This window comes from Allobaculum fili, assembly GCF_020969955.1.
GTDB lineage: Bacteria > Bacillota_I > Bacilli_A > Erysipelotrichales > Erysipelotrichaceae > Allobaculum > Allobaculum fili.
Genome location: NZ_JAHDSX010000010.1, coordinates 1 through 20,532, shown reverse-complemented (window position 1 = coordinate 20,532; position 20,532 = coordinate 1). Strand labels below are relative to the sequence as shown.

Sequence of the window (20,532 nt, the reverse complement as noted above, 5' to 3'; positions counted from 1 at the left end):
TAATAAGGAATGGCGGGCAATGGAAGCGCTGGGCAGAATTCGTCCTCCGTTCTACGGATGAATCTGTATCAATTTTAACATAGTCAGGCACAAGCAGGATTTGTGCCTTGCACGGTTTGGCTTAGAGCTTTGCGTTTTCAATATCCTTTAAAACCGTCTCGCTGTCGGTTTCCGGCTTGACCTTCTCATAGGCTTTGAGAATGATGCCGTTTTCATCGATCAGGTACGTTGTCCGTACGGTACCGAGAACCTTTTTCCCATACATGGTCTTTTCCTTTACGACATCGTATTCATGGAGAACCTTTCGTTCCGGATCGGCGAGCAGCAGAAACGGAAGCTCATATTTGGCTTTGAAGTTGGCGTGGGAGCGGATCGTATCCTTGGAAATGCCGATGACGACCGCGCCTTCCTTTTCAAAGTCTTCAAAATGGTCCCGGTAACTGCAGGCCTGTTTTGTACAGCCAGACGTATTGTCTTTCGGATAAAAATACAGAACGACTTTCTTTCCTCTATAGCAAGAGAGCGTGTGCAGATTTCCATCCTGATCCGGCAGCGTGAAATCCGGAGCCGGTGTTCCTGGAGTAAGCATGATTTAAATTCCCTTCTGCGCTTTGCGCGCTTCCCCCTATTGTACCTGTAAACCGTTTTCATGCATCGGAAGAATGCAAAATTTGTATCCGTTTTCCAGACCTGCTGCCGGCCTCTTTGCATTCTTTTCTGCCGATCCGTACCAGAGGCCCGCTTCCCCATATATCTTCCCCATATATGGATATACAGGGATATGGTTTCAGGGATCTGTGCCGTGAGAAAATTTTGCGTCTCACTTTGCCCTTCCTATGTATCTTTTGTTTGTATCTTTTGTTTCTTTCTGTGGGCCTCCTATCTATGTCCCTTCCTGTCTATGTTCCTTCCTATGCGCATCTCCCGTTCCCCGCCCAGCAAAAAAGCAGCCCGAAAGCTGCTTTTCTGATTTCTGATAATGGGTAAAGCGAAAAGAGAAGACTACTGCAGATCCGCGAACGTTTTCAGACGTTCAGCTTCTTTTTCCTGAAGGCCGGTGAACATCTTGGCCATGTCTTTTACATTGTTGGTTTCCAGCAGTTTGATGTAGTCATTGCGCATCTCGAGAGGGATGACAATCGGGGTCTGGTTGTTGGCGATCAGCATAGAGTTGATCAGAATGCGGCCGGTGCGTCCGTTTCCATCCGAGAACGGATGAATGTTCTCAAACGAAATGTGCATGTCCGCTACGTCTTCCATCGTAAATCCGTTTTTAACGAGGTCATTATATTTGGCAATGAAACGGTTCAGGAAGGATTCGATTTCATCAGGTCCTGGGAATACCTTGGTCGATCCGGATACGATAGCCGGATCTTCACGATAGGCTCCGCCGAACATGATGTTTTCGTTGATCGTATCGTTGACGGACATCAGATATTCGGCCGTCAGCGGTTCGCCGGCGTTCAGACGCTTTAGCATCTGCATCATGGCACGCTTGTGGTTGATCGCCTGATGAATCTCCTTGGCATTGGCGTTGATGGCGCAATGGTTGGAGTCAAAGGTCAGCGCGTAGGTTTCATTACGCGTCAGGGTACTGCCCTCAAGAGCGTTCGAGTTGTAGACAACCCGGGTGATGAAATCTTCGAGGTAACTCTGGTTATTGTTAAGTACTTCAATAATTTCCATTTTGTTTCTCTCCTTGCTGGGTCACAAATCATTATAGAGGATTTTATGGATGCCGTTTCAATTTTTTGCCCGCTGGAGAGCGGATATTATGCATATCGTCATTTTATTTCATCTGATTCGGATTTATATTCCGTCTTATATTAATGGGATATTTATCCTCATAGAATGAATGTGCCCCAGAGCAGCCTGAATCTGGGCAAATCGCAAGAAAATCATCGGACATATCCGCAAAAGGAATGCGGCTTTTGAGTATCAAAAATTAAAAAATCCTTAATTCGTATAAAGATAATGTTAAGGCTAAGAAAGAATATAAAGATTCATGAGAGCCATTTCACGCAACGAATGTACAAATTTGATTGATTTTTATCTTCATAAAAAAACAAATTGTACAAATTATCCGCTCTGCGTTTAAACCGAGAAAGGGCAAGACTAGCTCTATTTGCCACTTTTCTCATCAATTTAACGCTTTCGCCACAATATTAAGAACTCAAATGTACCTCAATGAAAGCGCGTTCAAATTAGTTATTATTGATTCCCCCTTTATTTAAAGGACGATTGCTGCAAATAAAGTTTTCGGATTTTCTTTCTAAAAAAGGTTGCATCTTTACTCGGGTAAGACATAAAATAAAGATGCAATTAAGAAATGCATTCCTTCAGGAAATGCAAATCTAAGACACTGACCTATCAAGAAAAAAGGAAACAATTATGTTTCGGAGGAAAAATAATATGAAAGATGCCGTATTGTTCTACACGTCGCCTGGATGCGCAAGCTGCCGCAAGGCAAAAAGATGGCTCGAAGATAACCACATTAATTTTGTTGAAAAGAATATCTTCTCCAACCTGCTTTCTGAAGCTGAGATCAAATATCTGCTTTCCCGTTGCGAAAACGGTACAGAAGACATTATCTCGACACGTTCAAAAGCGTATCTCACACTGAAGGAAGAAATCGATGAAATGTCACTGACCCAGCTCACTCGTTTTATCCAGAGAAACCCGTCGGTTCTGAAACGACCGATCATGTTATCCGAAAAGAATATGGTCGTTGGCTACGATGATGACGAAATCACAGCCATGATCCCGGTTAGCCGTCGTAAAGAAGAGCTTCGCCGGATCGAACGTTCCATCTTGGAATCCACACTCGAACTTCGTACGTTTTAACTTAGACTTGTAATTCACGGATCTATCCTCACCCATGAACTTCAAAGGGCGGCCTTCGCAAATCAAAGCAAAAGCCGCCTTTTTCTTTTGCCAAAAAAGCCAGGGCATGCCCTGGACTTTATATTTCGGAATTTCATCATCGACAGGCAGGCGGTTTTTAAAGAATAACGCGTAACTATACGTCATCCTATGTCACGTCATTCTGTGCCGCCCGGATTGTCTCTTTGTCAGTTTTCTTACTTTCCGTTTTCCTGCTTATTTGGTTTTTGGATCGAAGCATGTCACCGCTCCGAAGAAGCTTTTTGTTCCATCGGGCTGAACAATCATGCCGCCTTTTTCGTCGATCGCATAAACCGGACGGTGGCGTTCGCTCAGTGCCCGCTCAATATGCCGGAGCTGATGGGGCGTGTTCTGAAAATGCACTTCCACATCGAAGTCCGTGAGATAGCCGAGTCCGTTTTTCCAGCAGAACTGCGGATAATCTTCATCCGGGGTAATGTGGTATTCCCCAAGCTGGATCATGGCGCCGGCGGAATAGCCGATCACCAGACCCTGATAGCGCCGAAGCAGGCCGGAAAGCTTCTTTTCCCGAATGCGCCGATACATCAGATCCGGCGCGCCGCCAGTCAGAAGAAGCACACTGGAATTAAGAATGGCTTCTTTCATCTGCGGGATGGAGTCGGTGAAGTAATTGACCCAGTGAATCTGTTTTTCTTTCAGGCCGTAGGCGAAAAACACATCCGTATTCGAGCGGTACCAGATGCCCTGGCCCTTCTTGTACTGACGGTTCCAATCCTCAAGCGTTTTCGTATCGTCAAAAAAGCTGAATGCCAGAACGCAAACTTCGTCATCCGGGGCAAGGAGCGGCTTCAAAGCCGGTCGAACCCATTTTTCATCAATCATCGACGTGTTCATCAGTACGCAGGTCCGCTCAATTGAAGCCGCAGGCCGTATGGAAAACGCGTGCGGATGGCGAAGCGGCGTGTCTTTCACACTCGTCCAGGTCCGCACAAGATCCGTTTTGCCTTCCACGGGATTTTTGAGATTTTGTCTGTCCACTACAATTTCCAGATCTTCCGGCTCTGGTCTGGACCAGAGCGCATCTGCGCCATTGGGCATGCAGAAAACCAGTCCACAAAGATCCTTTTCTTCCATCGTCTGCGTCTCGTTCCACTTTTTAGCAGAGCGGGTGTCATTCTCGATACCAGTTTCATTTCCGTTTTCTCTCCTGCAGCTGCGTCTGTCCATCCTGCCGGCAGTCCCGCACAACCGCGCGTAATATTCACCTTATCGTGCGCCGGATTCCCCGTTTTGTTTCGCGGTAAATCTTCCCGCCGTTTTTAAGTGTCGCCTGCAAAGCGACCGGTCAGCCTGCCAGCTTTAGCAGGATTCGCTCGTCCCATTCAGACTGAGTGGACAGCTCCTGAATTTTAACAAATCCGGAGCGAACGCTCGACTCAACGCGGACAGGATAGGGAGAAGATACGGCAGAAACGGTTAGAACGTACCGTTCAAAAGCATTTAATGAAGCACCTTCTCTACCGAAACCGCAACCCCAAGAATTTGAAACTTCGGATTGAAGAAATCTTCGTAATCCGGATTGTCAGCCCGCAGCATCGTCACGCCGTCTTTCTGAATCAGGCGGCGCACGACGATGGCGCCATTCACATCCGCTAGAACCAGATCGCCGCTCTGCGCAGCGGAGGTCTTGTCCAATTTCACAGTATCGCCGGCGTCGATTTTATTCATGACATTATCCCTGGCTGTCCAGGTAAAGGACTGGCCGTTGAGATCATTCATGTCGGATTTGCTGAGAAGGTAATCGCGGGTGGTATGCAGAGCTTTTTCCCACGCCTCAATGTTGTTGAGCGGGAAATTGTTCTCGCCGCGTTCAATGCGGCTGATCGCAGCTTTGCTGGTGTAGCCAAGACGCTCCGCCAGTTCGCTTTGCGTAAGACTAATTTCTTTTCTTCTGCGCTTAATACGTTCTCCCTCGTTGTCATATGCGATTCTCCTAACCTTTGAATGATCTGTTTTTCAGAAAGACTGAGCAGCAGATGCCTGCACCTGGAAATGCGGGATTCACTTGCCAGCATTCTCAGTCCGATTCAGGAAGCGTAAATCAAAAATCATCGCTGGTACAGGGCGGAAGGATCCGCGAAGACGGGTAAAATTTCCATTTTGAAAGTTTTCCACGTTCTCCAGTGCTCTGTCCGCATTTCTTTTTCATTTTTTCATCCATTTTCTCGGGCGCATCCTGAAAGCCCGGATTCTGCCTTTTCGGATTCGGGTGTTTGGGAATCCTCAATCTTCTGAATTTCTTATTCTTCATCTTTGGACTTCAAGTCTGCAGAAAGCGAGGTAAAAACCGATGTACCATGAATCGAATCCCGATTTGACTGAAGATCGCTCCTGCAAAAGCAAATCACGTACCCGATCCAGAATCAAAAGAGCTCTGGAAGATCTTCTCTACTGTTCCCTGCTTCTTTCCGCTCCCCAATTCCTTGTGGATCTGGTCAGTTCACTAATCGCCCTGCTGCTGTAAGCGAGCGGGTAAATCGACACACCGCCTTTGGAATGGATTCGAATGTCTTTTCTGCACATGGTAACCAAAATTCATGCACAGCACGCATTACTATCTGATTCAGGCGATATCCAGCCTCATCGTGATTGTCCTTATTGGAGTCTTCCTGCACTGGTATATTTCCAAAAAGAAGAAAGACGTAAATCCCGAAATCATCATCAAATGTTTGTATGCCGCTGGATTTATGCTATGACTTCCATTGCGCCTGCCGCGACCAGGGCATTTACGAGAATGACGCCATTGCTCAGGAGATGGAAAAATTCATTCCGCAGCACGATTCAGAGAGCGCTGCCTAGCCAGCGCTTTTTTTGTCTGTCCAAGGAGGTGCAATTTCTGATGCAAGCGACAAGCGGTCTGATCTTCCTGTTTTGCAGACACAGGATCTCATTTCTGTTTCAGAAAATTCAGAAACCTGCTTTATATTTAAATATGGTATATATCCATCAATCTTGAACAGGTCGTATTTCTCGTGCCTTAACAAGAAAAGTGGCCTGATGTATTCACCCGGAAGAGCAGGGTTCCGATAACTATGACAGGGAGGCCCCCCTTCCGACCAAAGTGGAACAGTTTTCAATTGATAAAAACTAAAATTGGAGAGTATATCTCAAAGACTTCAAATGAAGATACAGATACTGTTGTGATAAATTTTTCCAAGACAGGAGCACATCTAGTTCCGGGGAGACCATCAAATGAGTTTAGAAGACGTAATGAACAGAGTAAAAATGAAAACAGATAAGCCCATTTCGGTGGTTTGTACAGATAGCCCGCCGGTTAACGGCATATTCATTCAGATTTTAGATAAAGATGATTTTGACAATTATGATGATGCTTTGCTTATTGAAGGGATAGATGGCAACCTAATCGAAATACCAATTCAATCTGTTTCAGCGATTTATTAAGATCCCTGACCGACTCTTTTCTTTTTCCGGAAAGGAATAATCGGCCACCTGGTCGACAGATCAGAAGACGATGTTCTGTCGGCACTGCATACGACCAAGAAAAAATCGCACACAAATCGCACATAACAAAAAAAAAGGCCCTTTAGGCGCTTTACCTAAAGGGTTATTTCCATATGGTGGAGCGTAGGGGGATCGAACCCCTGACCTCATGGCTGCCAGCCATGCGCTCTCCCAGCTGAGCTAACACCCCATATTTGATGAAGACGGATAGACTTGCACTATCTCTGCAGAGGACTTGCATCACTGTGGTCTTCATTTGGTGGAGATGGCGAGAGTCGAACTCGCGTCTAAGCAATGTCCCACGAATCAGTGTTTACAGCTTAGTCTGTCATTTGACCATCAGACTTGGACAGACACAATTTCTGATGGGGTGACTGTTGGATTTTCGTCCGGCGAAGCCAGTCGCTTCGTCAGCTTATCTTCTTTACGCCATCTGTTCAGACGATAAGAAAGCGAACTGATCTGAACAGGCTGCGATCACGCGTAGTGAATAAATTAAGCAGCGAAGGCCATGGCACCAGTGTTGGTGCGGCCGAAGTTAAATGTGTTAGCGTTTATTTTGAATGATTTTAACGGAATCACCCGGCTGTGACTGAGTCCAAACAATTACTCATCGAATGCCAGAAACATCCCCGGCATGTCGTCCTCGATTAAATATTCTAGCAAAATTCAAACTGTATGCAAGCAAAAGATTTTCGATTTCAATTTTTTTAAGCGGCGGCCGGTTTTGACCGTTTTCCAGGCGGTACAGATCCAGAGCGGTAAAGCGCGATCAGGACCAGCTGCCTTTGAGCGCCTTGCGAATATCGCGTTCCGCATCGCGCTTTTTGGCGGTTTCCCGCTTGTCATGAATGTTCTTGCCTCGGGCCAGCGCAATTTCCAGTTTGGCCAGACCATGGGAAATATACATGGACAGTGGAACCAGAGTCAGCCCTTTCAGGCGGACTGCCTGATCGAGTTTCAGAATTTCGTTTTTGTGAAGCAGCAGACGGCGGTCCCGGGTTTCATCATGGTTGAAGCGGTTGCCAAATTCATACGGGGAAATATGCATATCCTTCACCGTGGCCTGTCCATTGCGAATGGAAATATAGGAGTCCTTCAGCTGCACTTTTCCTTTTCGTACGCTTTTGATTTCGGTTCCCTTGAGTTCAATGCCTGCCTCGTAAGTTTCGAGAATTTCATACTCATGCCGGGCGCTCCGGTTGTAGGCGATGACTTTTTTTCCGTTGTTAGCTTGCGACATGGTATTCCTCCGTATTCTTGATGCCGTTTCCTGCATGGCTTCTGGAATTGTTTCGAACTCCTCTCTTTCGAGATTTGCAGGAGAAGCACTTTAATCGATCTTTCAGCAGGAGCGGATCGGGCTCGTTTTTCAGTATAGCAGGATTCCCTCACGCTTTTATGGGCGGGTGAAATCTTCCGCTTTTCCAAAAATCCAGGTAAAGAAAAAAGAAACAGAGAAACCGCGCGGATCTCTCTGTTTTTCTATGATCAGTTCGTCGATGATTGTACTTGCTCGAGATTATTAATTGTCGTGATTCTCGCAAGGGACATAAACCAGTTCAATATCGTAACCAAGAGCCTCCATCATCTGAATAAAGGTCTTGTTCAGAAGGCCCTCTTTCTTCTTGATGATGCGATTAACGTACTGGGAAGTAGTTCCAATTTTGGTGCCGAGACGTTCCTGGGTATATCCCCCTTCGAGAATTTTAACTTTAATGTCCACTTCGATGTTGTTCTTGACCATAAAGATACCCTTCTATTTCTTCTACGTTCTTTATACTACCTGTAACGATTGAAAAATCAACATTCCCTGATTTGTAAACCTCAAATCGTTAGAATTTCTTGCCGCATGAGGCGTTTTTTTTCGAATATTCCTGTAGGCATATCCGCTTCGCCTGACATATGCAATCGTTTCAGATATAGCTATAACCTCTTATTGTTGATTTTAACAAGCTTATAGGGAATCCGACAACAATTTTAGCCATCGATTCCATACAAAAATGTCAAGTGCAAAAAGACAAACATCTGATCAGAATTCTTAACTTTTTTCATCTCAGAATCCAGCTTTTTGCCTTTCAAATCCCGGTTGAAGGAGCCGTCCGGTCCCATCGCATTCAGATCATTTCTGATGCTTTGCGGGCACTTTTTTCAATGATTTTTCGCCTCGGTTATCCCCTGGAAAAATGCTTCATTTTCCCGTTTTCCGACTGACCGGTTCTTCGTAAAGGCAGCCGGTCCGTTACGGAACAAAAAGTTTTCAGCAGGAAAAAGGCCGGAGTTATCCGGCCAGATAATTATTCAGTTTTGGGTATGCCTGGGGACTACTTTTTGAGTTTGTCTTCTGCTTTTTTCACGTCGGCTTTCACATCTTTGTTGAAAGCTTCGACTTTTTCTTTCGCATCGGCTGTGTCTTTTTTTACGTCAGCTTTTGCTTTGTCAGCAGCGTCTTCGACTTTGTCCTTGGCGTCGTCATAGCCTTTTTTCACATCGCTGGCAAATTCTTCTGCACCGGCTTTGACTTTTTCGTTGAAGGCTTTGGTATCGGCTTTTGCCTTGGCATCATCCTTGGCAAGATCTGCCTTGCATTCAGCTTCTTTGGCTTCGGTCTCTTTTTTTACGTCTGCGGCTTTTTCCTTGGCTTTTTCCTTGTCGCTTTCGAAGTCAGCTTTCAGCTTTTCCGCTTCCTTTTCTACAGAGTCGGACATTTTGTCCCAGCCCTCTTTCACATCTTTTCCCAGATCTTTAAAGAAATCACTCATGATTCAGACCTCCTTGATTGACTTCATTATATCGAGCCCTGTCATGGGCCCTTTTGGATATGCCCGTCTTTACGCCTTGTACACTTTTGCCTTCGGCTGGGTGGTGATAATAATTTCGTTTCGTCCGATGACGCCCGGTTCATGGTTTGGAACGTAGCCGGCGCCTTTAAAATCCGCAAACGTCTTCGGTTCCGCCAGCATCAGCTTCGACTTAGCTTCGATCGGATGGGCGAAGCGAACTAACGGCTGGCCGGCCTGTACATCCTGACCGGGATGAACGAGAATCGTCGCATCCTTTTCAAAGGAAACAGTGCCGACGCATACTTTAATCGCCAGCGTATTCACAGGACTGGTCTTGATCACAATCGTATTTTGCGGCAGATCGATTGATTCAATCACACCGTCCGCTGGCGCACAGATCGACTGATCTTTCACTGCCATGACAGCCAGCGTCCGCATTTCCTGGTCTTTCTGCGAAATTTCCTTCTCGTCAAACGGAAGGGCGAGCAGACTGCCGTCTGCCCAGGCAAACAGATCATGGTAGGAATCCAGTTCCGCATTTTCTGCAGCGGCATCGGCTTCAAAAGATTCTTTGGCATGATGCCATACGTCCTTGATTTCTTCGCCGCCCTTTTCGACATCTTCTTTTAAATGATTCAGAAAATCACTCATCGCTATCCACTCACTTTCTGCAGGCTCCAACAAATTTCTGTCGATCAGAAGGTCGGCCGCACTCTTGAGCGCCCTGGGCCCGAGATCTTGCCCTAATTTGAAAGCATTGATCCGTTCCATCTGGCTTCTGCTCGAAAAAGAGACCTGCTGTGCATTCATTATAGAAATGCTCCCCAGAGGCCAGGCTGCCTTATGCCCGAAGGCCCTGCAGATCCAGAGCGTCCATGCGAAAAGCCGGTCTGGACAGACTCGAATCCAGACCGGCTTTTCGCATCGTTTTAAGTTTTCAATTTTTCGAACGAATTCTTTCGAGAGAAGCGTTTTTGAGCGAGCTCTTCGGGCTTTCCTCTTTTTTCTTGTTTTTCCTGTTCGTCTTCTTACTCGTCTAGTATTCTTACTCGTTTTCTTATTTTTTCGCGGCGTAAAGTTTTGCGGTTTCTTCCCGCTTTTCTTCGAGCTCCATCCAACGCTCTTCAAGCTGTTCATTGGTCTGGCTAAGGGCTTCGCGTTCATCGCTCAGCTCGGCCACTTTTTTATAATCCGTTTCCGACTCGAGAAGATTATCGATTTCTTCAATGCGAGCCGTATTGGCTTCCAGTTTCTGTGGAATTTCTTCCAGCTCCCGTTTCTCTTTGGAGGAAAAGGAAATCTTCTTTTCCTTTGGACGGGCAGAAATGGCTGCACTGGCCGGTCTGGCTTTGTCCTGGCGGCGTTCTTCTTCCTTGAACACCTGCAGATCGGAATAGCCTCCGCTAATACGCAGGAAGGTTCCGTCGCTTTGCAGTTCAAACAGCTCGGTCGCGGTACGGTCGATGAAGAAACGGTCGTGAGAAACGAACAGCACTATGCCGGGGAAATTATCGAGATAGTCTTCGAGAACTTCCAGCGTTTCGATATCCAGATCGTTTCCCGGCTCGTCGAGCAGCAGGACGTTCGGCGCTTTCATCAGCACGCGAACGAGTTCGAGACGGCGCCGTTCGCCGCCTGAAAGCCGGTTTAACGGAAGATACTGCCTGGTCTTATCAAACAGGAATCGTTCGAGCATAGCCGAAGCGCTCTGTGCGCCGTCGAGGGTAACGACTGCCTTGGCTTCTTTTTCGATATAGTCCAGAACACGAAGGTTTCCATCCGCCGGATCGGGGATCTGTCGGAAATAGCCGATTTTTACTGTGGAGCCAAAATTAAAGGCGCCGGTGAGCGGCGTCAGATCGCCGTCGACCAGATTGAGGAACGTCGATTTTCCGCAGCCGTTCGGTCCGACGAGCGCGATGCGGTCCGTTCTTTTGCAGTGGTAGGAAAAGTCATGAAACAGAATTTTCTCAGGCGTATAGCCAAAGGAAAGGTTCTGCCATTCGAGCGTCTTCTTGCCCAGGCGTTCGCTGGGAAAGCGCAGTTCCATCGTCTTGTTCTGCCGGCTGGTTCGCTGCGCGCGCAGTTCTTCAAACCGGTCGAGACGGGACTTCTGCTTTGTGGAACGCGCCTGCACGCCAGCCCGTACCCATTCGAGTTCGTGACGGTACAGGTTTTCCCGTTTGGCGGCTCTTGCCTGTTCATCCGCTTCCCGTTTTTCTCTGGCTTCCAGGTATTCGGCGTAGGAGCCGGGATGACTGTACAGATGACCGTCGGTCAGCTCCAGAATTCGGGTGCATGCCTGTTCCAGAAAGCGGCGATCATGCGTAACGGTAATGACAGTCGCCTTCGTTTTGGAAAGCCAGTTTTCCAGCCATTCAATCATTTCAATATCAAGATGATTGGTCGGTTCATCCAGAAGAAGCAGATCCGCCCGGTCCGCCAGCGTCAGGGCCAGCGAAAGACGGCGCTTCTGGCCGCCGGAAAGCGGTTCGATCGGCGCGTCAAAATCGTCCAGCTTGAGACGCGTCAGAATGGCCTTGAGTTCATAGTCATCGCGCGGATCGCTCAGTGCGTCGTTGGCCGCTTTCATCTCCTGCCAGATCGTCTTTTGCGTAAAGACGGGATTCTGTTCCAGAATGTGGGTTTTCATTCCGGACTTGCGGATGATTTTGCCCGCTGTGGTCTGGGGATCCGCCAGGATTTTGAGCAGAGAGGATTTCCCTGCACCATTGCGGCCCACCAGTCCGATTTTTTCCGAAACTTCGGCGTCCATCGATTCATCGTCGAGAATTGGTGAACGGCCGTCTCCATAGTCCAAATGCAGATGGGATGCCGATATCAGCATATAATCGCTCCTCTCCTTACGGCCATGCGGCCTTTTTCATTTTCTGCTCATTTTTTTGCGTAGACGATAAATTTTCTATTCTTTCATCCGCTCTCCTGTCCGTCAGTCCGGAAAGCGAATTCATACAAATTGGATCCCTTTTTGTTCGAAAAGCGAAAGGAATGGCTTGCACACGGGAAAATCCATCTGTATAGTTAGTCGGCGCAAACCGTTAATCCACGCTAACTTTCTGACTCTCCCCCGCCTTTTGAAAACAGACCGGGTCAGCGCGGCAGCATGGATTGCGACCTTTTTCATTTGGAGACGGAATGTCCGTCTTTATGCAAGGAGCATCAGAAAGGAGCCCTTTATGCTGAACAAACGTCTTCTGAAAGCCTTCCCGGATACGTTTCCTTATATTAGCAGAAACATTTTCTTTCAGTGGATTTCCCTGCTGGCTTCGAGCCTTTCCACGATCGCGCTGTGCGTATGCGCAGCCTCCATTTTCGGGACGCCTTCCCTTTCCGTATGGAATACCGCTTTACTCGTTCTTGCCTGTCTGATTGTGCGCCAGATGGCTTTAAAAATGGCCTCCCGTGCTTCGTTCCAGGCCGCGGCCCTTGTTCGCCGGCAGCTGCGCGAACGTCTTTTTGACAAGCTCAGCCAGCTTGGCAGCAGCTATCGCAACCGATGGAGTACCTCGGAAATTTCCCAGCTGACCAGCGAAGGCGTTGAACAGCTCGAAGTCTGGTTTGGCCAGTATTTGCCGCAGTTCTTTTACGCTCTGCTCGCTCCGCTCACGCTGTTTCTGATCGTCGGATTTCTTTACTGGCCGGCAGCCCTTGTGCTGTTTGTCTGCGTTCCGCTTATTCCTGTTTCCATCATCGCCGTACAGAAATTTGCCAAAAAACTGCTTTCCCGCTACTGGGATCAGTACACGGGGCTGTCGGATGACTTCCTGGAAAACCTGCAGGGACTTACCACCCTCAAGCTTTACGGAACGGATGGCCTCTATCACGAAAAGATGAACCGTCAGGCGGAAAACTTCCGCCGCATTACCATGCGCGTTCTCATCATGCAACTCAACTCGATTTCCGTCATGGACCTTGTTGCCTACGGCGGAAGCGCGCTGGGCATGGGTATGGCGCTTTACGGCTGCCTGCACGGACAGATCGGTGCCTCCACAATGCTTTCGATCATCCTGCTTTCCGCGGAATTTTTTCTGCCGATGCGTACGCTGGGCAGTTATTTCCATATTTCCATGAATGGATCCGCGGCAGCCGATAAAATGTTCGCAATTCTCGACACTCCCGTTCAGGACGGCAGCGAGGAACTTTGTCTGGACTCGGCTTTTCCGGCTCTGGATATCGAAGCCAGAGATCTGTCCTTCACGTATCCAGAGGCGACAAAGCCAGCGCTCGAACATGTATCCTTTTCGCTTCAGGGAAACGGTCTGTATGGCATCGCAGGCGAATCCGGTTCGGGAAAAAGCACTCTGGCTTCCCTGCTTTATGGACGCCTGCGTTTTGACGATGGAACGCTGACGCTCAACGATCAGCCGCTGGAAAGTCTGTCGAGAAAAAGTCTGGCTCGTCACATCGGCGTTCTGAACAGCCAGCCGGTCCTCTTTGCGGGAACCGTCCGCGAAAACCTGTGCGGATCAAGAGAAATCGATGATCCAACCCTGATCGAGATTCTCAGAAAAACGCTGATCTGGCCGCTCATCCAGAAGCGGGGCGGCCTGGATTTTGTCCTGGAGGAAGGCGGATCCAACCTATCCGGCGGACAGAAACAGCGGCTGGCGTTCGCCCGGCTTCTCTCCAGCGAACCCTCCGCGCTTCTGCTCGATGAAGCAACTTCTTCCATTGATGCTGCCAGCGAAGCCATTCTCGTTCATTTAATCGAGGAATTTTCCAAAGAGCATCCCGTCTTCTTTATTACCCATCGCCTTTCCAACGTGAAACGCGCGAAGCAGATTCTCGTTTTCGCCCATGGAAAACTCGTTGAACAGGGACGATTCGAAGATCTGAAAGAAGCCGGGGGCGAATTCGAACGCATTTATTCTGCCCAGCAGAAACTGGAACAGTACGTGAAAGGAGAAAGTCTGTATGAACGCGAAGAAAACGAATAAGAATCTCTCCACCTTTGGCGTACTGCGCAGTCTGCTCAAGCTGGTGCACGGCATGGAATGCTGGATGATTCTCGCCATTCTGGCCGGAACCGCCGGATTCGTGTGTGCTGCCGGAATCGGGATGATGGCCGTCCTGGCCGCATTCTCCCATATACCTGGCTCCATTTCGATCTCCTTCGGGACAGCCTGCCTTTGCATGGGACTGTTCGCCGTTTTGCGCGGCGTCCTTCGCTATGGCGAGCAGGCGTGCAACCACTACATTGCCTTTCGTCTTCTGGCCACGATTCGCGATAAAGTTTTCGGTCAGCTGTGCCGGCTCGGTCCAGCCCGGCTGGACGGGCGTAAAAAGGGCGATCTGATCGCTCTGATCACTTCGGATGTGGAACTTCTGGAAGTGTTTTATGCCCACACGATTTCTCCGTTCTGCATCGCGATCTGCTGCGCCGTCCTCTTTGGAGCTGCCGGTTTCTGGATTCACTGGTCCATCGGCGTCCTGCTTCTTTGCAGCTACGCGCTGGCTGCCTTTGGCATTCCGCTGATTTTCGGTTCTGCCGCACAGAAAACCGGCATTGCCCGTCGTAAGGCTGTCGGCGATCTGAGCGCGACAGTGCTGGAAAACGTGCGCGGCGCGGACGAAATCATTCAGTACGATCTTGAAGGCGTCCGCAAAGCACGAATGAACGAAAAGACGGAAGAACTGCTCGTGCTGGAAGACGAGCAGAAAAAACAGACCGTGGCCGCTTCTTCTGCCTCTCTGGCTATCGTTACTCTCTCGATGCTCTTCATGCTTTTTCTTGGTCTCTATCTTTACCGGCACGATCAGATCGGTGCACAAAGCTTCCTTGCGTGTCTCGTGCTCCAGTCCTCAACCTTTGGACCATTTCTGGCGCTGGCCAATCTGTCGACCGGTCTGTCCTCCACGCTTGGGGCCGCTCGCCGCGTCCTGACGCTGTTTGATGAAGAAGTTACCGTCAGGGAAAACGAAAAAGGGGCCTGCCCAGAATCGAGCGCCATGGCGGTGGAAAATCTCGCCTTTGCCTATGACGATCAGGCGATCCTGGAAAGTCTTTCCCTGTCTTTTCCGGAAGGAAAAATCACCGGAATCGAAGGCAGAAGCGGCTGCGGACAATCCACTCTGCTTCGCCTGCTCATGCGCTTTTTCGATCCGCAGGCCGGGACAGCCCGCCTTGGCGATGAAAATCTGAAAGACGTACAGACGGATTTCCTGCGTACAAAACAGTCTGTGGTTTTGCAGGAGAGCGTTCTGTTTACCGATACCCTTCGCAATAACCTTTTAGCCGCCAAACCCGATGCGACAGACAAAGAAATTCGCAGAGCGTGCAAAAAGGCCAGCATCGATACCTTCATCGATTCCCTCGATCAGGGGCTGGATACCATGCTGGCGGAAAGCGGAAGTTCTCTTTCGTCCGGCGAAAAGCAGCGCAGGGCTGAAAAGAAACGGGCCTTTGAGGCACGTGTCGTCCAGGAAATGATCGCCCTCTACTACAAAAAGTATCCCAATCCCCATGAAGAAAAAGAGCTGCTGGAATACGCCGTTGTGCGCATTTCCAAATGCCCGTTCATGGAAACGAAAATATTCTGTTCCCAGTGCCAGGTGCACTGTTACCGAAACGAGCGGCGCAAACAGATTCGTCAGGTCATGCGCTATTCCGGCCCGCGCATGCTTCTCCATCATCCAGTCATGGCTCTTCGCCATCTGTACTACGACAACCAGAACCGCATCGAAAAGCCGCTGTTTCTGCTGATCGGCTTCGTCGGACTGTTTCTTTGCGTTCTTGGAGCCATCCTGCCCGTTCTGCCGTCCTTTCCTTTCGCGCTGATGGCCGCCTTTGGCTTTGGGCGAAGCAGCGAGAAGCTGCACGATCGCTTTGTCGCATCCCGGCTGTATCAGGACAATGCCAAAGACTGGGTTGAACACCGTGCCATGCGTCCGCAGGCTAAGAAGCGCGTTCTGATGACGATCTCGCTCGTGCTTCTCTGCAGCTGGCTGATGCTCTTCCATCTGCCCTGGGTCCAGTGGATTCTTGTGGCCGTCTGGATCGGCCACGTCCTTTACTTCCGCTTTGGAATCCGCACACTCGAAGACTAAGCCTGCCCATACATCCCTGTACGAAAGCGGCCCGTACCGCAGAGCCTTCCCCTCAAGGGAACGTTCTGCGGTACGGGCCGCTTTTTCGTTTTAAATACGTTTTGTGCTTTTTTTAGCAAGCCTGTCATACAGCCTGTCCTCGAACGTCATACGCTGCGCGAGAAAACAGGCTTTTGGCGATTACGCTTTGGAAGCCTGCGGCACTTCTTTCCAGGTGCCTTCTTCCTTTGTCAGGTAGCGGTAATCATCGCAGACCATTACCTTGGCGGTTTCACCGTCCACGTCGAGAATGTCGATCGTGTAGTATTTGGACTCATCGAATTCATTCGAGCCCTGCATGTTATCGAGAATCGTGCTGATAATCGCTTTGCGATCTTTGAAAAAATCTTTTGCCATAAATATGCAATTCCTCACTTTCTGTACTTACTGTATGTAAATGCATGCGGCGCGGCCGAAGCATTTTCGGGATTCGATTTGTGAAAAGTCTGGGCTTTCTTCTCTGGATTCTGGGTATCCGGAACGCCTGTTCTTGTTCTGCCTGTTTTGTTCACTCTGTACTGCCCTGCAGATTGAAAAAACGGGAGTAAACGCAAACGCTGAAAGCTGTTTTCATACTGTTCATTTCAAATCATTTGGTTTCATTTCTATAAAAATATCATAGCTAAATCGAAAATCCAGATCAATTGCCCTATACTTACATTTTTCTTAATGCAATGTACAGACGTTTTTCAAAGGGACGGGATCCTTTTCTTCACGATAAATCCAGCCGCTTGGGATGGTATTTTTCCGCCTGTCGAATATCGGTGGATTTCGTCCTTTTATACGCCGATAACGCCCCTGAAAGCAGAAAAAGAGGAGGTCCGATTCGATCCGGACTTCCTCTTTCTGTATCGATAATGGATTTCGTGCTGGCTGACAGCGCGCTTCGTGTTCTGAAATTCCGTTCCCGCTTTGCGGGCTGAAATTTCTCCCTCTTCTCAGGGAATACAGCGCAGCCTGCTTGCCTGGAATCAGTCGTACTGCCGGAAACCAAGTCCCATGGCTTCGAGACGGTCCTTGACTTCCTGAAGCGACTTCTTGCCGAGGTTTTTCACGTGCATCATTTCATCTTCGGTCTTCTGGGTCAGCTCTTCTACAGTCTGAATGCCTGCACGTTTGAGGCAGTTGTAGGAGCGGACAGACAGCTCAAGATCTTCGATCATCATTGTCGAAGACTTCGCCACTTCTTCCGTAACCGGCGGCTGAACGGTGAAGCTTTCTTCGAGTTCCATCTGCGCAGCCGGATAAATATTATCGAGATAGCCGATGACAATACGCGCAGCTTCCGTAACGGCGTTCAGCGGCGTAATGCTTCCGTTGGTATGAATGTCGAATGTGACTTTGTCATACTTCGTATCGTGACCAAGCAGCGTCGGCTCGGACAGATATTCTGCGGATTTAATCGGTGTAAAGGTTGTATCGAGGCAGACCGTTCCTTCGGGAAGGTCGTATTCTTTTTCAATTTCGCCTGCTGTCTTGTAGCCGCCGTCGGTCGCCGCAAACAGCGTCATGTTCAGTGTCTGGTTTTCCTTAACGGTGCAGATCACCTGATCCGGATCGGTAATCGTTGTGTTTTCCGGGCAGATCAGATCGCCGGCGGTTACTGTGCAAGGGCCGGTTTTCACTAACTGCAGTTCGGTGATTCCCGTATCTTCGGTTTCAAGCTGGATCTTTTTCAGATTCAGTTTCAGACGAATAATATCTTCTTCGATTTCATCAAGTTTAGCGGCATCGGCAGGAGCGCCTTCCACTTTATAAGCCATAACGGCTGTGCTCGGAAGATCCGAGAGCAGAGTTCTGCAGATGGCGTTGCCAATGGTGGTTCCAAACCCGCGTGCGAGGGGTTCAAATGTAAAAGAGGCGCGAGTATCCGTGCCGTCAGGAAGCTGATTGAATGCTGCCCGGGTAAAAACTTCCATGATGTACCTCCTTGTTCAGAATTCGCTGACTCTGAACTTTCCTGTCGTATGTATCCTGTTTATTCAGGCGGTATACCTTATTTGTAGCGGAAGGTGATGCGTCCGCGTGTGAGGTCGTAAGGGGAAATATCCACTCTTACTCTGTCGCCGGGAAGAATACGAATGTGGTGCAGACGAATCTTTCCAGAAACATGAGCCAGAATTTCGTGTCCGTTTTCCAGTTTTACTTTAAATGCGGCGTTTGGAAGTGTATCCGTTACCAAGCCATCAAGTTCGATCATGTCCTGTTTAGCCATGTATGCTCAAGTTCCTCCTGTTTAGTTTCTATTTTCAGCCAATTTTTAGCGAATCCTGTTCGCAAATTGAAGCAAATTTATCGTGAATTGTATAAATAGCCATCTATCAATATATTCAATTGTCACTTTGTTTGCAAACGAAAAGTCCGAAAGCCTGAAAGGTATGCCCTTTCTCAGCGTCCAATGGTTTCGAGAAGCGCTTCCATGCCCCGGGAGACCGTTCGATCGGGCTCATCGGTGCAGTAAACGGGACATCCGGCCAGCGCGCCGATCTGATCGGCCAGGCCAAGCATCTTCATCGTACCGCCGCTGGCGACAATTCCCCGTTCCGAAAGATCGAGCTGAATGTTTTCCGGCAAGCCGCGCACAAACGAAGAAACCCACAGACCGAGTTCTCTGGCAAACGGTGCGAGTACCGCAGCCATTTCATTCTGGCTGACCGGGATTTCAATTTGCTTTTCGGTATCCCGCAGGCGCCCTTTGATGCGCACGTACTGATCCTTAGATGAAAGACGTACCGCGCCGATGGACTGAATCAGCAAATCGAGCGTCTGCTCATCCGGAATCAGATCGTGATGGCGAAGCAGGTACTTTGCTGCCAGCTCGCTGGCTCTGCGGCCATTGAGCGAAGGGTTCGAAGCGTGATAAATGCGCTGTCCCTGACGGAAAATGGCGATATCGCAGTTGGAAAAGCCGACCGAAAGAACGCAGCTCGAAACCGGCAAGAACAGATCCAGGCCGGATCCAACGGCTGCCATCCAGATTTCCGGATCGAAATAAATCTGACTGGCGCCCAGATCGAGAAGCGTCTGTTTCAGATGCAAAATATCTTCTTCCGAAAACGCAGAAGAATAGCTTAACAGAAGCGTCGTTTTCTGGAACAGTCGAAACAGCCGGAATTCATAGCACAGTTCGTTGAGCATGGCTTCGAGCGCTTTTGTATCCACGCCCTGATCACGGATCGGGCGGACTAAACGGATCGTCCGGTCCCTGGACGAGCGCAGATCGTACGCCTGCTCCCCGATGGCCAGAACATCTCCCTTTTCATTGAACGCGACAACAGAAGGCTCATCAAATACAACGCCCTCTCCGTCCACAATCAGCCGCAGACTGTGGGCTCCTAAATCTATACCCGCTCGAACCATTAGACGATGCCTCCCTGAGTTGCTAATATTATATCGTACAGAACCACGGATTTAAGAGAGTATGAAAGACCTGTTGAAAGACCACCCGCTTGTTTTAAACATTCTGATTGCTTCTTCCACGGCGGACCTGCTTTCCAGAAAGCTCGTGCTGCTGCAGGAGTGGTCAGTCTGGTTTGGCGTACTGAACTGCCGGATCCATCTTGTCCTTTGCGGCAAGGACCCCGACAGCTCTGTCAAAGCCATTGTTTCCACGTTTCACTGCCATACGTACCTGTCGTTTGATCCCGATTACCGGATCGCTTCGGAAGCCGGACTGCTTCAGATGCGCCCTGTATTCGGACGGCAGATCAAGAGCGCCTTCAATTCCATTTCCTTATTTGAAAACGATCAGATTCGTTTTGAAAGCCGCCGGATCAACGATTCTGCGCTGGAAAAAGTCGTTTCCAAATGCCTCTCTTTGCAGCACAAGTGGCTTCAGTCGCACATTCCTGCGTTCGTTGACAGGAAAATTCGCGGTTGATACAATACCTTTGCTTTTTTGTGCGCCTTGGGGTATAGCCAAGCGGTAAGGCACAGGACTTTGACTCCTGCATTTCACTGGTTCGATCCCAGTTGCCCCAGCCATCGCAAATTCATGTCCAGCTTATGGACTCAAATAAAGGGACATCGTCTGGCGATGTCTTTTTCTTTATTCTGGCCGGATCCCGTCCTTTCTTTCAGACTTTGACGGACCGGCTTTTCCTTTGCTTTCAGGCTGAGAATTCATGCTTCGTAAGCGTCAAATAAAAGACGGGTATTTTCTCGACCGCCTCCTTGGGATAATTCCTTTATTCAAGGAGGCTTTTTCATGGAATCAATCATCCCTGCAATCGATCTCGGTATCGATTTCTCCAAA

Annotated in this window: 19 protein-coding genes, 2 tRNA genes and 1 other RNA gene; 7 read left to right on the top strand and 15 right to left on the bottom strand. The window is 48.9% G+C overall.

Annotated features, from left to right (window positions below; all coding sequences use genetic code 11):
• Positions 1–121 precede the first annotated feature (121 nt).
• Both Afil_RS03805 and Afil_RS03800 read right to left on the bottom strand, forming a co-directional pair.
• The gene (locus Afil_RS03805; protein WP_230267192.1) at positions 122–589 is read right to left on the bottom strand and encodes a peroxiredoxin; all 468 of its coding nucleotides are present in this window, start codon (positions 587–589) and stop codon (positions 122–124) included.
• Between the two features lie 413 nt (positions 590–1,002).
• Positions 1,003–1,686 carry a Fic family protein gene (locus Afil_RS03800; RefSeq protein ID WP_230267191.1) on the bottom strand — a complete coding sequence of 228 codons (684 nt, stop codon included), beginning with the start codon at positions 1,684–1,686 and terminating at the stop codon, positions 1,003–1,005.
• Between the two features lie 726 nt (positions 1,687–2,412).
• Here Afil_RS03800 and spx point away from each other — a divergent pair.
• Positions 2,413–2,844 carry a transcriptional regulator Spx gene (gene spx, locus Afil_RS03795; protein ID WP_230267190.1) on the top strand — a complete coding sequence of 144 codons (432 nt, stop codon included), beginning with the start codon at positions 2,413–2,415 and terminating at the stop codon, positions 2,842–2,844.
• Between the two features lie 255 nt (positions 2,845–3,099).
• Here spx and Afil_RS03790 read toward each other — a convergent pair whose 3' ends face one another.
• Both Afil_RS03790 and Afil_RS11105 read right to left on the bottom strand, forming a co-directional pair.
• Positions 3,100–4,092 (bottom strand): Type 1 glutamine amidotransferase-like domain-containing protein, encoded by a 993-nt coding sequence (locus tag Afil_RS03790; protein WP_230267189.1) that lies wholly within the window; start codon positions 4,090–4,092, stop codon positions 3,100–3,102.
• 273 nt (positions 4,093–4,365) lie between these two features.
• The gene (locus tag Afil_RS11105) at positions 4,366–4,827 is read right to left on the bottom strand and encodes a LexA family protein (RefSeq protein WP_288339064.1); all 462 of its coding nucleotides are present in this window, start codon (positions 4,825–4,827) and stop codon (positions 4,366–4,368) included.
• A gap of 771 nt (positions 4,828–5,598) precedes the next feature.
• Between Afil_RS11105 and Afil_RS11100 the strand changes: the two genes are divergently transcribed.
• Positions 5,599–5,724, top strand: coding sequence for a hypothetical protein (locus Afil_RS11100; RefSeq protein ID WP_255658196.1), 126 nt, complete (start codon positions 5,599–5,601; stop codon positions 5,722–5,724).
• A gap of 393 nt (positions 5,725–6,117) precedes the next feature.
• Complete coding sequence (locus Afil_RS03780) at positions 6,118–6,327, top strand: hypothetical protein (RefSeq protein WP_230267187.1); 210 nt, start codon at positions 6,118–6,120, stop codon at positions 6,325–6,327.
• 174 nt (positions 6,328–6,501) lie between these two features.
• Here the strand turns inward: Afil_RS03780 and Afil_RS03775 are convergent.
• The 7 genes from Afil_RS03775 to Afil_RS03745 all read right to left on the bottom strand — a co-directional run bounded on the left by Afil_RS03775 (position 6,502) and on the right by Afil_RS03745 (position 12,018).
• Positions 6,502–6,577 (bottom strand) — tRNA-Ala (locus tag Afil_RS03775).
• A gap of 67 nt (positions 6,578–6,644) precedes the next feature.
• Positions 6,645–7,021: a transfer-messenger RNA gene (gene ssrA / locus Afil_RS03770) on the bottom strand.
• 138 nt (positions 7,022–7,159) lie between these two features.
• The gene (smpB, locus tag Afil_RS03765) at positions 7,160–7,630 is read right to left on the bottom strand and encodes an SsrA-binding protein SmpB (protein ID WP_230267186.1); all 471 of its coding nucleotides are present in this window, start codon (positions 7,628–7,630) and stop codon (positions 7,160–7,162) included.
• Between the two features lie 282 nt (positions 7,631–7,912).
• Complete coding sequence (locus tag Afil_RS03760) at positions 7,913–8,134, bottom strand: helix-turn-helix domain-containing protein (RefSeq protein WP_230267185.1); 222 nt, start codon at positions 8,132–8,134, stop codon at positions 7,913–7,915.
• A 577-nt stretch (positions 8,135–8,711) separates the two neighbouring features.
• Entirely contained in the window at positions 8,712–9,149 is a 438-nt protein-coding gene (locus Afil_RS03755; protein ID WP_230267184.1) for a hypothetical protein, read from the bottom strand.
• 69 nt (positions 9,150–9,218) lie between these two features.
• Entirely contained in the window at positions 9,219–9,821 is a 603-nt protein-coding gene (locus Afil_RS03750; RefSeq protein ID WP_230267183.1) for a PTS glucose transporter subunit IIA, read from the bottom strand.
• A gap of 406 nt (positions 9,822–10,227) precedes the next feature.
• On the bottom strand, positions 10,228–12,018 hold the full coding sequence (locus tag Afil_RS03745; RefSeq protein ID WP_230267182.1) for an ABC-F family ATP-binding cassette domain-containing protein: 1,791 nt from the start codon (positions 12,016–12,018) through the stop codon (positions 10,228–10,230).
• Positions 12,019–12,367: 349 nt separating this feature from the next.
• Between Afil_RS03745 and Afil_RS03740 the strand changes: the two genes are divergently transcribed.
• Positions 12,368–14,128 carry an ABC transporter ATP-binding protein/permease gene (locus Afil_RS03740; RefSeq protein WP_230267181.1) on the top strand — a complete coding sequence of 587 codons (1,761 nt, stop codon included), beginning with the start codon at positions 12,368–12,370 and terminating at the stop codon, positions 14,126–14,128.
• Complete coding sequence (locus Afil_RS03735) at positions 14,106–16,238, top strand: nitrous oxide-stimulated promoter family protein (protein ID WP_230267180.1); 2,133 nt, start codon at positions 14,106–14,108, stop codon at positions 16,236–16,238. The genes Afil_RS03740 and Afil_RS03735 overlap by 23 nt, the downstream gene beginning before the upstream one ends.
• A gap of 180 nt (positions 16,239–16,418) precedes the next feature.
• On the opposite strand, the gene Afil_RS03730 is transcribed toward Afil_RS03735, so the two are convergent.
• The 4 genes from Afil_RS03730 to Afil_RS03715 all read right to left on the bottom strand — a co-directional run bounded on the left by Afil_RS03730 (position 16,419) and on the right by Afil_RS03715 (position 19,637).
• Entirely contained in the window at positions 16,419–16,634 is a 216-nt protein-coding gene (locus tag Afil_RS03730; protein WP_230267179.1) for a hypothetical protein, read from the bottom strand.
• Positions 16,635–17,248: 614 nt separating this feature from the next.
• Positions 17,249–18,196, bottom strand: coding sequence for a DNA-directed RNA polymerase subunit alpha (locus Afil_RS03725; RefSeq protein ID WP_230267178.1), 948 nt, complete (start codon positions 18,194–18,196; stop codon positions 17,249–17,251).
• A 77-nt stretch (positions 18,197–18,273) separates the two neighbouring features.
• Entirely contained in the window at positions 18,274–18,492 is a 219-nt protein-coding gene (infA, locus tag Afil_RS03720) for a translation initiation factor IF-1 (RefSeq protein WP_230267177.1), read from the bottom strand.
• A gap of 173 nt (positions 18,493–18,665) precedes the next feature.
• Complete coding sequence (locus Afil_RS03715) at positions 18,666–19,637, bottom strand: rod shape-determining protein (protein WP_230267176.1); 972 nt, start codon at positions 19,635–19,637, stop codon at positions 18,666–18,668.
• Positions 19,638–19,698: 61 nt separating this feature from the next.
• On the opposite strand from Afil_RS03715, the gene Afil_RS03710 reads away from it, so the two are divergent.
• Together Afil_RS03710 and Afil_RS03705 are read left to right on the top strand one after the other, a co-directional pair.
• Positions 19,699–20,157, top strand: a complete 459-nt coding sequence (locus Afil_RS03710; protein ID WP_230267175.1) for a hypothetical protein — start codon at positions 19,699–19,701, stop codon at positions 20,155–20,157.
• Between the two features lie 28 nt (positions 20,158–20,185).
• Positions 20,186–20,261: transfer RNA gene (locus Afil_RS03705), tRNA-Gln, on the top strand.
• Positions 20,262–20,532: the final 271 nt, after the last annotated feature.

Coding starts and splice junctions, on each gene's coding strand:
- Afil_RS11100 (WP_255658196.1), top strand. CDS start 5,599: ATGCCGCTGGATTTATGCTATGACTTCCATTGCGCCTGCCGCGACCAG.
- Afil_RS03735 (WP_230267180.1), top strand. CDS start 14,106: ATGAACGCGAAGAAAACGAATAAGAATCTCTCCACCTTTGGCGTACTG.
- Afil_RS03755 (WP_230267184.1), bottom strand. CDS start 9,149: ATGAGTGATTTCTTTAAAGATCTGGGAAAAGATGTGAAAGAGGGCTGG.
- Afil_RS03780 (WP_230267187.1), top strand. CDS start 6,118: ATGAGTTTAGAAGACGTAATGAACAGAGTAAAAATGAAAACAGATAAG.
- Afil_RS03790 (WP_230267189.1), bottom strand. CDS start 4,092: ATGGACAGACGCAGCTGCAGGAGAGAAAACGGAAATGAAACTGGTATC.
- Afil_RS03805 (WP_230267192.1), bottom strand. CDS start 589: ATGCTTACTCCAGGAACACCGGCTCCGGATTTCACGCTGCCGGATCAG.
- Afil_RS03800 (WP_230267191.1), bottom strand. CDS start 1,686: ATGGAAATTATTGAAGTACTTAACAATAACCAGAGTTACCTCGAAGAT.
- Afil_RS03760 (WP_230267185.1), bottom strand. CDS start 8,134: ATGGTCAAGAACAACATCGAAGTGGACATTAAAGTTAAAATTCTCGAA.
- Afil_RS03725 (WP_230267178.1), bottom strand. CDS start 18,196: ATGGAAGTTTTTACCCGGGCAGCATTCAATCAGCTTCCTGACGGCACG.
- spx (WP_230267190.1), top strand. CDS start 2,413: ATGAAAGATGCCGTATTGTTCTACACGTCGCCTGGATGCGCAAGCTGC.
- Afil_RS03710 (WP_230267175.1), top strand. CDS start 19,699: ATGAAAGACCTGTTGAAAGACCACCCGCTTGTTTTAAACATTCTGATT.
- Afil_RS03730 (WP_230267179.1), bottom strand. CDS start 16,634: ATGGCAAAAGATTTTTTCAAAGATCGCAAAGCGATTATCAGCACGATT.
- smpB (WP_230267186.1), bottom strand. CDS start 7,630: ATGTCGCAAGCTAACAACGGAAAAAAAGTCATCGCCTACAACCGGAGC.
- Afil_RS03740 (WP_230267181.1), top strand. CDS start 12,368: ATGCTGAACAAACGTCTTCTGAAAGCCTTCCCGGATACGTTTCCTTAT.
- Afil_RS03715 (WP_230267176.1), bottom strand. CDS start 19,637: ATGGTTCGAGCGGGTATAGATTTAGGAGCCCACAGTCTGCGGCTGATT.
- Afil_RS03750 (WP_230267183.1), bottom strand. CDS start 9,821: ATGAGTGATTTTCTGAATCATTTAAAAGAAGATGTCGAAAAGGGCGGC.
- Afil_RS03745 (WP_230267182.1), bottom strand. CDS start 12,018: ATGCTGATATCGGCATCCCATCTGCATTTGGACTATGGAGACGGCCGT.
- infA (WP_230267177.1), bottom strand. CDS start 18,492: ATGGCTAAACAGGACATGATCGAACTTGATGGCTTGGTAACGGATACA.